At 37.7% G+C, this 13,736-nt stretch carries 10 protein-coding genes and 1 tRNA gene; 10 read left to right on the plus strand and 1 reads right to left on the minus strand.

The window, feature by feature from the left end; genetic code table 11:
• Positions 1-14: 14 nt before the first annotated feature.
• The 10 genes from AB1422_03540 to AB1422_03585 all read left to right on the plus strand — a co-directional run bounded on the left by AB1422_03540 (position 15) and on the right by AB1422_03585 (position 13,333).
• A complete protein-coding gene (locus AB1422_03540; GenBank protein MEW6618416.1) occupies positions 15-500 on the plus strand; it encodes a hypothetical protein in 486 nt (161 codons plus the stop codon).
• Between the two features lie 146 nt (positions 501-646).
• A complete protein-coding gene (locus tag AB1422_03545) occupies positions 647-1,591 on the plus strand; it encodes an ABC transporter ATP-binding protein (protein ID MEW6618417.1) in 945 nt (314 codons plus the stop codon).
• A 16-nt stretch (positions 1,592-1,607) separates the two neighbouring features.
• A complete protein-coding gene (locus AB1422_03550; protein ID MEW6618418.1) occupies positions 1,608-1,943 on the plus strand; it encodes a cupin domain-containing protein in 336 nt (111 codons plus the stop codon).
• A 229-nt stretch (positions 1,944-2,172) separates the two neighbouring features.
• The gene (locus AB1422_03555; GenBank protein ID MEW6618419.1) at positions 2,173-2,295 is read left to right on the plus strand and encodes a hypothetical protein; all 123 of its coding nucleotides are present in this window, start codon (positions 2,173-2,175) and stop codon (positions 2,293-2,295) included.
• Between the two features lie 24 nt (positions 2,296-2,319).
• Positions 2,320-2,520 carry a hypothetical protein gene (locus AB1422_03560; GenBank protein MEW6618420.1) on the plus strand — a complete coding sequence of 67 codons (201 nt, stop codon included), beginning with the start codon at positions 2,320-2,322 and terminating at the stop codon, positions 2,518-2,520.
• A gap of 236 nt (positions 2,521-2,756) precedes the next feature.
• Positions 2,757-7,850 carry an Ig-like domain-containing protein gene (locus tag AB1422_03565; protein MEW6618421.1) on the plus strand — a complete coding sequence of 1,698 codons (5,094 nt, stop codon included), beginning with the start codon at positions 2,757-2,759 and terminating at the stop codon, positions 7,848-7,850.
• 112 nt (positions 7,851-7,962) lie between these two features.
• Positions 7,963-8,697, plus strand: a complete 735-nt coding sequence (locus AB1422_03570) for a polysaccharide deacetylase family protein (protein MEW6618422.1) — start codon at positions 7,963-7,965, stop codon at positions 8,695-8,697.
• Positions 8,698-9,206: 509 nt separating this feature from the next.
• Positions 9,207-9,344, plus strand: coding sequence for a hypothetical protein (locus tag AB1422_03575; protein MEW6618423.1), 138 nt, complete (start codon positions 9,207-9,209; stop codon positions 9,342-9,344).
• A 150-nt stretch (positions 9,345-9,494) separates the two neighbouring features.
• Complete coding sequence (gene clpB, locus AB1422_03580) at positions 9,495-12,056, plus strand: ATP-dependent chaperone ClpB (GenBank protein MEW6618424.1); 2,562 nt, start codon at positions 9,495-9,497, stop codon at positions 12,054-12,056.
• A 20-nt stretch (positions 12,057-12,076) separates the two neighbouring features.
• Positions 12,077-13,333 carry an LUD domain-containing protein gene (locus AB1422_03585; GenBank protein MEW6618425.1) on the plus strand — a complete coding sequence of 419 codons (1,257 nt, stop codon included), beginning with the start codon at positions 12,077-12,079 and terminating at the stop codon, positions 13,331-13,333.
• Here AB1422_03585 and AB1422_03590 read toward each other — a convergent pair.
• A tRNA-Ser gene (locus AB1422_03590) sits at positions 13,302-13,396 on the minus strand. The two genes, AB1422_03585 and AB1422_03590, sit on opposite strands and share 32 nt — an antisense overlap.
• Positions 13,397-13,736 lie beyond the last annotated feature (340 nt).

Here is a 13,736-nt window from a genome sequence, read left to right on the forward strand (position 1 = left end):
GAGGAATGATAAAGATGATTAAGAAAATGATAGGTGGAGTAATATGTTTCCTTATTCTTACCCCTCAAGTTTATTCCGAGGAGGTTTATAAGATAGGGATTGAAGAACGGCTCATTCGATTAGAAGAAGGACAGAAGACACTGAATCAGAGATTGGATGATATAAATCAGAGATTTAATGATATGAATCAGAGATTTGATGATATGAATCAGAAATTTAATCAGAGATTTGATGATATGAATCAGAGATTGAACGATATGATGGGGATAATGCTTAGCGGTTTTGGGGTTTTGTTGGCTGGGATGTTTAGCTTGACTGGTTTTGTCATCTGGGACCGCAGAACGGCTATTGCCCCTGTGGCTAAGAAAACTCGAAAATTAGAAGAGGAAGAAGAGTTGATAGTAAAAGCTCTTTTAGAGTATGCAAATGTTGAACCAAAGATGCAAAAAGTACTCACCAGGTTAGGGCTTTATAAAAAGGAATTGCTTATCTCAACCTGAACTTAGGTAAATAAACGGTAAATATTGTTCCATAGCCAGCGGTTTTACTTTCCATCATTATCCTGCCGTGGTAATCGTTCAGGCTCACCTGTAAAATCTGTATTTATCTGCGTCCAATATAATTTCCTATGGATTCAAGAGAAAAAATGCAAATACTTGAAATTAAAGATTTAAATGTGCAATATAAAACCTCCAGAGGCTGTGTTAAAGCAGTAGATGGAGTATCTTTTGGGCTAAAAAAAGGTGAAGCGATTGGATTAGTCGGTGAATCTGGATGTGGAAAAACATCTGTGGCGATGGCAATTATGAAACTTTTACCAAACAACGCTCAAATAATCTCTGGTCAGATACTCTTTAAAGATGAAGACTTAATCCCAAAGACAGATAAACAGATGCAAAAAATACGCTCAAGGTGTATTTCTTTGATTTTTCAATCGGCAATGAATGCCTTAAATCCAGTATATCGGGTTGAAAATCAAATAATTGAGGTAATCAGAAGGCATATCGCAATCACTAAAAAAGACGCCAGGATAAGGGTAAAAGAATTGTATGATTTAGTTGGAATGGATTATAGTTTTGCCAGGCAGTATCCCCATGAATATAGTGGTGGGATGAAACAACGGGCAATAATAGCTATGGCACTTGCCTGTAATCCAGAGATTATTATTGCGGATGAGCCGACAACCGCTTTAGATGTTATTGTTCAAGACCAGATAATAAAAAAAATCGTTGAAATTCAACATAAACTTAATATGGCTCTTATTTACATCTCACATGATATTGGGGTTATTGCGGAAACCTGCAATCGAGTGGCCGTAATGTATGCGGGGAAAATAATGGAATATGCACCAACGAAAATGCTTTTTAATACCCCACTGCATCCCTATACTCAAGGGCTTTTATCTTCTTACCCCACTATATCTGGTGAGAAAAGAAAATTATCCTCAATTCCACTTGAGTCAATGAATAAGTTTAATTCTGATGTTATTTGTAGCTTTTACCAGAGATGTTCATTTTCAAAGGATATTTGTAGGGAACAAAAACCTGTGTATCGTGAGATTGAAAAGGAACACTGGGTTTTATGTCATTAAGGAGGTGAATTTAATAATGGAAAGGGTTAATGAAAACGAAAAGGAATACCGCGGCGGTGATTCTGGGCCAAAATACCTATTTCGAGGGCAAAGAATGGAATGGGGGATTATCCGATTTAAGTCGGGGCAAACATTAGGGGCTCATTTTCATAATGAGGTAGAAGAAACCTTTTTTTTCATTTTCGGAACGCCTCAAATGGTGATTGATAACCAGAGTTATCGAGTTAAAGAAGGGGACGCATTTAAGATTTTACCAAAGGAAAAACATGATATAATCAATGACACAGAAGAAACAATAAGAATTATCTTCATTAAAGTCCCTTATTTGCCAGAAGATAAGGTGAATTGTTGAGTTAACGACAACCCTTTAACTTGCTTATATTTCGTAACTATTCAGCCACTGATTAACACGGATTAGAACGGATAAATACAGAGAGCAGAGGGCAGAAAGCAGAGGACAACAGGAGAAAAAACCTTCAGCCTAATTACGGATACGGAAAACGGACACGATTTACGAATTTTGTAACCGTTCAGGTTATACATGAGAAGTGTAAGAAAGGAGATAAGGGGATTGGGGAGATGTGGAGATTATAAATTTCCTGGATAACTGGGCAAAATGGTCATGCAAAAAGACTAACTTTCGTAACCGTTCACCGCAGAGACACAGAGACGCAGAGAAGAAAATTAAAATTTATGGACGATAGGCTTAACATCCCTGATTTTCATCAGTGCAAGCTCTTGAGTCCAACAACATTAAACTTGCCCTGATGAAAATCAGGGATGGATTAACAAATCTGGCTTGCCGGCTGAACATTCGGCAAGCAGGTCCTATGTATTTCAATGGCTACACCAATAATCTTTTCTGTTATCTGATTTCTTCTCTGTTCCTCTGCGTCTCTGCGGTAAATTACCACCTGAACGGTTACTAACTTTCATAACCCCTAAACCAAACCAGCCTCCTAATCGTAATCCTTTCACCAAAAAACTCCTAAATATATCCCCTTATCTCCTTTATCTCCATATCTCCTTTTCTTACACTACCTGAACGCTTACAATATTTTTTACCCATAAATTTTACACGCACCCAAAAAACCAGTTGACTTTTTAGAGATTGAGTGGTAAAATGCTATGGTGTCAAATGACCAGATTAAATATTTTATTATGTATGCTAATAATTTTTATTGCCAGCGCTTCCTCTGCTCAGCAACCCAAAAATATAAAACATTCCAATATTACTGCCACACAGTTTTTTGTCTCGTGGATTACTGATGGAGTCGGAACAGGGGCAATTAAATATGGAACAAATTCTGCCAATCTTAATCTCATTGCTTATGATGAGAGAGGGGAAGAGATTCCAGATGATGTCCATCATATACGAGCTGTTGGCGTAACCGCTGAAACAACTTATTACTATGATATTCTCAGCGATGGTATCACTTATAATAACGCAGGACAACATTATACAATTACTACCGGGACTGAATCGATACCTCCAACTGGTGACAATCCAGGATTTGGCACGATTACCAAGTTCGGTAATCCGGTTCAAAATCGTAGTTGCATAGTTTATTTAAAGCTACAGGAGAAAAATACCAATAACATTTCTGCCCTTCAATCTATGCTTGTAACTCATCCAGAAGGAATATGGGTTACTTACTTAAATAGTTTTACCAAATCAGATTTATCAGGTGAGTTTAAATATACGGTTAATTCTAACTATCAGTTGATAATTTTTGCTGAAGGCGCAAATGAAGGGGCGGCGGGGATGATTCTCGATATAAAAGACCCACCACTTCATCAACCTGCCCCGGATTTAGAAATTGGTTCGGATACAACCCCTCCTTTCATTGATGACCCAAAACCTGTTTTCAATGCGACTCAGGTTAATGTCAATAGCAATATTACCCTCCATCTTAAAGACACGGGCTATGGAGCAGATGTAAATACTTTAGTTATGAAGATAAACAATACAACAGTCACCCCAACAAAGATTGGCACACCGCAAGATTATTATATATTTTATATCCCGGCTCAACCTTTTGAATTCGGCACGCAGGTAAAAGTAAGTATTTATGCCAGAGACTTAGCCACGTCTGCGAATACATTAGATACATTCTACACATTTACCACAACATCTGACCCTAATCCACCAGTTATTACCGGGCGAATACCTGCCCCAAATGCGACTGAAGTTGCGGTAGATACAAATATTACTATCTTTCTCCAGGATATGGATAGTGGTATTGCCACCTCAACGATTATTATGAAGGTAAATGGTGAAAGGGTATATCCACAAATAAGTGGTACTTTACCTAAATATTGCACCCTTGTTTATGACCCTGCTCAAGATTTTAAATATAGTCAACTGGTCAATGTTTCACTTGAGGTAGCTGATAATTCCTCAAATCCTCTACAATCTACATATACCTTTATGACTAAACTGGATAATACCCCCCCCCAGACTTCAGTCCATATCCCGCAAAAAAATGATACCAATGTGCCAATTAATATTCTTATTCTGTTTAATATTATTGATGAAGACGCCGGTGTAGCAAGTTCGACGATTGTCTTCAGAGTAAATGGGGCAACGATTACGACCTATTTGTTAAATGAAATTCCACAGGGCTATTTTCTTTATTATGACCCGCCGGTTGATTTTGACTATGGGCAAATAATTGATCTCTATTTACAGGTAGAAGATTTTGCCACAGTCCCCAATAAACTTATTGAAAACTATACATTTACCATAACTACAGATATTATTCCACCAAAGGTTATCTATCGTAAGCCTGATATAAGAGAAACTCAAGTCCCGGTTGAAACAAACATTACCGTCTATATTCGGGATGACGAATTGGGTGTAGATAAAAATTCGATTGTCCTGTTTGTAAATGAAGAAAATGTAACTGGCAAACTCACCATTACCGGGACAAAAACAGAGTATTTAGTCAATTATGACCCGACGGTTCACTTTGACTATAACCAGGTTGTCCGTGTCCGTATCAATGCCAAAGATTTAGCCAATAACCCTATGCCACAAGATGCCTATACCTTCACGACTAAAATAGATGATATAAAACCTTATGTAACTGACCATTTCCCGGCTAAAGGAACTCAAGGGGTTAAGGTCGATACCACAATTATGTTCAATCTAAAGGATAATGAATCTGGTGTGAATATTTCTACTATGATTTTTTTCGTAGAAGGTATTGATGTGACCTTAGAGGTGAAAATTACAGGGACAAAATCAGCCTATAATATCTTTTATAAACCAAAAGATAATTTTTATTATGGACAGGTAGTAGATATAATGATTAAAACCTTTGATTTTGGTTCAAATACTGTTGAAGAGATTTACTCTTTCACGAGTGAGCCAGATATGATAAAACCTGAGATTTCTGACCAATTTCCTCCTAAGTGGGCAACCCAAACCCCCAAAAATACTGATATTCGCTTCATCATCTCTGACAATGAATCTGGAATAAATCCTGAAACGATTATCCTGAAGGTTAATGGTCTGCCGATATACATTAATAAAACGCCAATAACTCCTCCAAAGGCATATTTAATTGCTTCAAATCTCCTTAATTTTGGGTATAATGAGGTTGTAGAGATATATATTGAGGCAGGGGATAATTTTGGTAATATCGCCACTGAAACATATACCTTTACGACTATCCAGGATAAGAAAAAACCCTATACCGCTGAACATTACCCTGCACCGGCGGCAATAGATGTGCCGGTAGATACAAATATTATCGTGAGTGTTTGTGATGATGAATCTGGAGTAGTCAGGGAGAATATTTTATTAAAGGTGAACAATAGCACCATAACGACGATGAGTGTTTTCCCAATATTAAATGGTTTTACCCTTATCTATGACCCGATAAAGAATTTTAATTATGGGGAGGAAGTGCTTATTTATATTAAAGTTGAAGATAAGGCTGGAAATTTAGCCACACAAACTTATACCTTTACCATCACAAAAGATATTACCCCACCTTATACCTCAGATTATAACCCGACTCCGTTTGCCGCAGATGTGCCAATTAATACAGATGTTGTGCTTCATATTCGAGATGATGGGATAGGTGTGGATGATTCGTCCATTGTGATGAAGGTAAATGATGTCCGTGTTTTCCCCATAATTATCCAGCCAATACAAAATCTTACCTTGATTTATCGACCGCCAGTATATTTTGGTTTTAATGAAGTGGTGAAAATAAATGTCATAGCAACGGATTTAGCCGGCAATACAATGACTCCAGTATTTTACACATTCACGACTACACTGGATAATCTCAGTCCTTCTATGACAGATATGATTCCTGCCCCAAATGCCACACAGATAGCCGTAGATACAAATATTTCCCTCCATATTAAAGACCTCGGTGCGGGTGTGAAAAAAGACTCAATTTTGATGAAGGTGAACGGTCAAATAGTCACTCCGCTGATAAGTGGGACTAAAGAGGATTATACCATTTTTTATAACCCAATTTATGATTTTGAGGCAAATAAGCGGGTTTATGTTTATATCTATGCTGTAGATTTAGCCCAGATGCCAAATGTCTTAGAACAAGAATATTTCTTTACCACGATTGATACCCATCCACCGTATGTTACAGACCAGATGCCCGCACCAGATTCCATTAATGCTCAACCGCAAACGGATGTTTTATTTCATATTAAGGATGATGGAATTGGCATAGATAAAACAACGATTAAGGTGATAATAAATGGAGCAACCATACCTTATCCTAATTATCAAATTGATGGTTCGATTACAGATTTTACCTTTAGTTATAATCCGCCAGTAGATTTTGATTATAATCAAACCGTCTGGGTCACTATTATAGCTCGTGATTTTGTAGGAAATAGTCTAAATACGACCTATAAATTTTTTATCACAGATACCATTCCTCCTTACACCACAGACCATAAACCTGAAAAAGGAACTACAGGCGTATTGATAGCCACTGAAATCGAGTTTCATATAAAAGATATTGGAGCAGGGGTAGATAAGACCTCTATCAATCTCTGGATAAACGGAAATAAAGTAGATGCCTTAGATATTACAGGAAATACATATCATTACATCGTTAAGCATAAACCTCAAATACCTTTTCAAATTGGGCAAATAGTCACCATCACGATTGAGGTAAAGGATTTAGCAGTTTTGCCCAATACCCTTTATGAGGTTTATACCTTTACAACTAAATTTGATTATGACCCGCCAATGCTTCTCTGGGTAGTTGGAAAAGATAATAACCATCTCATTGCTTTCTTTGATGATGAAAATCCACCAATAAATATTGGTAATGCAATGTTTCTTCTCTTTGAATCCAGAGCCCCACAAAAAACGATAAAGGTGTATTCTGCCAGTTTAGATGGAGGAAAAAATGTTAATTTAACAACAGATATTTTAAAAAACGAGGTATTTTATACATTGGTGGTAAATAATGTAACCGATGCGGCAGGAAATCCTATTTTACCACCCAATAACCATGCTGAATTCTCCTTAAAAGACACACTGGAAGGGATAATTGAAAAAACGGATAACACTAAGGTAGAATTTTCACCAAATACCTTCGCGGAGAACATAGCCACGATTGAAATATATTCTTTGTCAGAAATAGCCACAATCACCCAGCAGGCAAATGATAATGCCAGACAGAATAAAGAAATAAAGGGATTAGTTCCAAATACCACGCGGGTATTTATTGCCAGAAAGACAAATGGTGCTGAGGCTTTACCTGATGAGTTTTTAGCCAGCCCTGAGATAACGATTCCGTATCCTCCATTAGTTTCTAATCAGGAAGAAAAGGTATTTTATCGGATTTATCAATTAATTAACAATCACTGGGTAATAGTTCCTGGCAAACAAGAGGTAGATACCTTTGCGAACACTGTTAGTGTTAAGGTGCCACATTTTGGTATTTATCGGATTGCCGGTTCAAGTCCGGCACCACAATTACCAGCCGATAAACTTATCAGTCAAACAGAGGTTTTCCCCAATCCATTTAAACCCAATCATTCCTTTATCTATTTCAGGAATTTTGCTGGAGCAATTACAATCAGGATATTCAACATTGTGGGAGAATTAATGAAAACGATAGAAATTCCAGCCGATGTCCATCAGCCGTATCCCTGGGATGTTAAGGATGATGATGGCAAAGACCTGGCAACAGGAATTTATATCTATGTTATTACCAATTCAGTCGGGGATAAAGTTACTGGAAAGGTATCGGTTATCAGGTGAGTGGTGTCCGGATAAAATCTGTATTTATTAGCCGGGTATCTATTTTCTTTATGTTAAAATCTTGAAAATCTGCGTTTATCTGCGTCCCCAAAAAGAGGAAGGAATACATCTTATGGTTAGCTGGTTAATATTTGTTAGTCTCTGGTTTATTGCATTGTCCTGCAGATTTAACTGGTGGAGAAAGGATAAACCAGGCATTCCTATTTTAATGTATCACAACATTGGTGTTGCACCCAAAACTGCAAATAATAAGAAATTATGGGTAACTGAACAAAAATTTAGACATCAGATGGCTTATTTGTATAACTATGGCTATCAACCGATTACCTTTAAAGACCTTAGTTCTTTGCCAGATAACCCGGTGATTATTACCTTTGATGATGGGGCAAAAAATAATTATACGGTTGCCTTTCCCATTCTTAAGCAGTATAACTTTAAGGCATGTATGTTTTTATCTACCGCTCGCAGTGAACTCTCAACCGCAGAATTAAAAGAAATGCAAGATTTTGGAATAGAATTTGGCTCTCATACGAATACTCATCCAAATTTGCGCAAGATTAGTGAGGATACCGCAAAGGAAGAAATAACAGGCTCTAAAAAGATATTAGAAGAAAGATTGAACACACAAATCATTGCCTTTGCCTATCCTTATGGGGCAGGGGCTTATGATGAGAAAATTAACCAGATGGTCAAAGAGGCAGGATATACCTATGCCTGCGGCATCCGACAGGGAAAAGTAACTCTGCCCATAACAACTCCATATTGCTTAAAACGATTACTTATTCGGGGGGATGATTTAATGATTGATTTTATACTTAACTTACGAAAAGGTCGAAGTCGATTTTAAGATAAGTCCACGGCGTGAATACAAAGAACAATGAGAATAGCACGCTGATGACGCGGAGGTCGCGGATATTTCGCGGATAAAAAATATATTATACTCGATATTCAAGTTTTTTAAAGATATAAAGATTTAACCGCAAAGAGCGCAAAGGAAGATTTCGCAAAGGACGCAAAGGAAGAAAAGAAACACTCTGCGGTGAACGGTTACTCAGATGGTAAATGAGGATTGCTTATAAATTTCAATGTATTAAGACTCTAAGGAGGGAATTAAAAGGGTGGTGAACAACCTATAATCTTTGCGTTCTTTGCGGTTAATTTCTTTGCGTTCTTTGCGGTTAAAAAAGGATAAACCACTTAATGTTAAAAAAACTTGAATATCGAGTTATAGAAAAAATCAGCTAAAATCCCTTAAATCCGCGTTATCCGTGTGCTATTTTAACATTATTTTCAAGAAAAAACTCTCATAACCTTTGGTTCACAAATGAGGATGAAAATAGTGGTAGGAGATAGAAGGTGGGAGGTAAGGAGATAGTCGTGAGGAGTGATGTTTTCTTTACTCTCTACTTTCTACTCTCTACTCTCTACTTCCTATTTTCAGGGGAAACGGTCATGAACCGTGGGTTCACAAATGAGGATGAAAATAGTAGGTAGGAGATAGAAGGTGGGAGGTAAGGAGATAGTCGTGAGGAGTGATGTTTTCTTTACTCTCTACTTTCTACTCTCTACTCTCTACTTCCTATTTTCAGGAGAACATCAGCGCTAATCTGCGGTAAAATCTTGTAGGAAATAAAAGGTGATTTTATGAGATTTGATAGATTAACATTGAAGGCTCAAGAGGCTGTTGCTCAGGCACAGGAAATTGCCCAGGAAGAAGGACATCAGGAAATAACACCAGAACATCTTTTACTTGCCCTGTTAAAACAGAAAGAAGGGATTGTTATTCCACTGCTTGGAAAATTGGGAATAGACCCACATCAGTTGGCAGTTCAAGTTGAGGGAGAACTAAAGAAACTTCCCAGAGTTTCAGGTCCCGGGGCTGGCCAGATATATCTTTCTCCGCGGCTAAATCAGGTATTTAATGAAGCGACAAAGATAGCTAAAACACTTAAGGATGAATATATCAGCACCGAACATATCCTGATGGCAATTGTTCACGAAAATAAACAATCTGGAATAAATAAAGATGATTTACTCAAAGCATTAGTAAGTCTTCGTGGGAGTCATCGTGTAGTTGACCAGACACCGGAAGATAAATATCAAGCCTTAAGTCGATACACTCGGGATTTGACTGATTTTGCCAGACGGGATAAACTTGACCCGGTCATTGGTCGGGATGAGGAAATAAGACGGGTGATGCAGGTTTTATCAAGGAGAACCAAAAACAACCCGGTGCTTATTGGTGAGGCTGGGGTAGGTAAAACGGCAATTGTTGAAGGATTAGCATTGCGAATTGCCTCTAATGATATTCCGGAATCCTTGCGTGGGAAAAGGGTTTTGGCATTAGACATTGGTTCACTTATCGCGGGCACAAAATTCAGAGGTGAGTTTGAAGACCGTCTCAAGGCAGTTTTGAAGGAAATAGAAGATAGTGAAGGGGCAGTCATTCTTTTTATGGATGAACTGCATACCTTAGTTGGAGCTGGTGCGGCTGAAGGGGCAATTGATGCCTCAAATATGCTTAAACCTGCCCTGGCAAGAGGAGAACTCCGCTGTATTGGTGCAACTACACTTGATGAATACCGCAAATATATTGAAAAAGATGCCGCTCTGGAGCGACGATTTCAACCGGTTTATGTCGATGAACCAACGGTTGAAGAAACTATTGGTATCCTGCGTGGGCTTAAGGAAAAATATGAGATTCATCACGGCGTCAGGATAACCGATGCGGCTTTAGTTTCTGCCGCTAACCTCTCGGCACGCTATATCTCTGACCGTCAACTTCCTGATAAGGCAGTTGACCTGATGGACGAAGCCGCTTCACGATTGAGAATCGAAATTGACTCACTCCCTGAAGAATTGGATGAAATTAGACGCAAGATTATGCAACTCGAAATCGAATCCGAGGCATTGAAAAAAGAAGATGATAAGAAATCCAGAGAACGACTGGAAGAAATTATCCAGGATTTAGCCAATCTTAAAGAAGATGAAAAAAAACTCACCACACAATGGCAACTTGAAAAGGAGTCTATCTCCAGAATTCATCAGGTTAAATCTGAGTTAGAGGAAAAAAGATTTGAAGAACAACGGGCACAACAGATGGGAGATTTAGAAAAAGCCGCAAAACTCAAATACGCCACCATTCCGGAATTACAAAAGAAATTAGAAGAAGAAAATAAAAAATTAGAACAAGCAAAAAGAATGTTAAAAGAAGAGGTGGATGAGGAAGATATTGCTGAAGTAGTCTCCAGATGGACAGGCATTCCCGTAGCAAAAATGCTGGAAACAGAAAAGGAAAAATTACTTCAAATGGAGGATAAACTTAAAAATCGGGTGATTGGTCAAGAAGAGGCAATTATGGCTGTAGCCAATGCTGTCCGTCGGGCAAGGGCTAATCTGGATGAAGAAAATCGGCCACTGGGTTCATTTATTTTTCTGGGTCCAACAGGCGTGGGCAAAACTGAACTGGCAAAAAGTCTTGCCTGGTTTTTATTTGACGCAGAAGAAGCAATGGTCAGAATCGATATGTCTGAATATATGGAAAAGCACTCAGTCGCAAGGTTGATAGGTGCACCACCAGGCTATGTTGGCTTTGAAGAAGGCGGACAACTGACCGAAACTGCCCGCCGCAGACCTTACTGCGTTATCCTCTTTGATGAGATAGAAAAGGCACATCACGATGTCTTTAACATCCTTTTGCAGGTTTTGGATGATGGTCGGCTAACCGATGGTCAGGGAAGAACCGTCAATTTTAAGAATGCCATTATTATTATGACCTCCAATCTTGGCTCAAATTTAATTCAAGAAATAGAAGATGAATTTGAACTTAAACGCCAGATGAATGAAGTCTTACGAGCGAGTTTTAGACCTGAATTTCTGAATCGAATAGACGAAATTATCATCTTCCATCGGCTAAATAATGACCAGATAAAACAAATTGTTAACCTTCAGTTGAAAAGACTTGTGGATAAATTGGCAAAACAGGGGATTGGACTTAAGGTAACTGAATCAGCAAAAGAGTTATTGGCAAAAGAAGGATTCGACCCAACCTTTGGGGCAAGACCACTTAAACGCACGATTCAGCGACTTATTCAAAACCCATTAGCCCTAAAATTAATTCAAGGCGAATTCAAAGAAACAGATGTTGTGGTGGTTGATTATGACAACAAACTCCCAACTCAACTTAGCTTTTCCAGACAAAAATGATATTCTGATTAAAGGAAAATATGTTCACATTAAAGCAAATATTGCAACTTAGAAAATCCTTCAATGAGGTGAAGGAAAGAAAAAAGAAAAAAAGGTTTAAGATAAACAAAGGACTATTGCGAAGGTTTCGTGAAGAAAGTGTGGGCAACCAAAAATTACTCCAAAAAACAGTTGACCAGTTAAAATCCAATGGTATCAAAGTTATTTTAGCCGAAAAAAAAGATGATGCCTTAAATTTCTTAAAAGAAGAACTCAAAGATTATAATGTTATTGTCAAATCTAAATCAAATGTCTCCAAAGAACTTAAAATTACAGACTTTTTAAATGAGCTGGGAAAAACTGTTGTGGAAACCGACATTGGCGATAGACTTCTTCAGATTACAAATGAAAAGCCTTCTCACCCAACCGGTCCCGCAAGTCATCTCTCCATAAATGATATTCAACTGGCTCTGGAAAATTACTTCGGACATAAAATAAGTAATGTTCCAGAAGAGATTGTGGCTGAGATAAAAAAGGATATAATTTCGTATATCAATAAGGCAGAAGTGGCAATTGTTGGAGCAAATGCGATTACCGCAGATGAAGGAGCAATTGTCATTATCCATAATGAAGGGAATGTCTCGGAAATAATTCAAAAAACGAATAAATTGATTGTGGTTACTGGCGTGGAGAAGATATATAATAATTTGGAAAATGCCATAACTATGGTTAAGGCTTTGACTTACAACGCCACTGGAGCAAAAACAACCTCATTTATCAACATTATCACGGCTCCAAGTAAAACTGCGGATATAGAGAAAAAGCTTATCAAGGGTGTTTATAGCCCACAAGAAATAGTCGTAATCCTCCTTAATAATAAAAGAGAACAGATTAGTCAAAGTAAGTTTAAAGAATTATTATATTGTATTGGTTGTGGTTTCTGCTTGGTTGCCTGTCCGATGTATTTAACTGTTGGAGATAGATACGGTGTGGATGAAAATATCGGCGGGAGAGGTATTTTATTATCTTATTTAAGGGATGAAAACAAACAGGCGGCAAAAACAGCTAATCTTTGTCTGAGTTGTTTTAATTGTAAAAAAAACTGCCCGATAAATATTAATATTCCGAGGATGATGTGGCAGATACGGAAGATGGAGGGGCAAAATAATTTAGTTGCTTTTATATATGCTCATCTTGTCTATATAGTTAATTCATTTAAACTAAATGTAACAAAATTGGGGAATTTTGATAGACAAAAAGCGTTAGTGGCGGAGAGGGTGGGATTCGAACCCACGTGAGACTTTTTAGAGCCCCAAACCGCTTTCGAGGCGGTCCCGTTATGACCACTTCGGTACCTCTCCTCTCTCCTCCGTTTTATCCGTGCTAATCCGTGTTAATCAGTAGTGGTGTCTGAAAATAACTCTAATAGTGAAATCTATGCAGATTTGGTGTCCAAAAGGGATTTCCTCCAAAGAGCAAAATGCAAAACTCGTTTATAGTTTATAGTTGATAGTTTATGGTTTATAGTTTATGGTTTATAGTCCTTCAACTATCAACTATCTACTATCAACTATATTCCTCCAACTCTTTGAGAAACCCTGCTACTTCCTCTTTGAAATTTGATTTGTAATTTTGCATTTTGATATTTATATTTGATATTTAATATTTAATATTTGATATTTATTTGTTGTCTCCCTCAAA

This window comes from bacterium (assembly GCA_040757115.1).
GTDB lineage: Bacteria > UBA9089 > CG2-30-40-21 > CG2-30-40-21 > SBAY01 > JBFLXS01.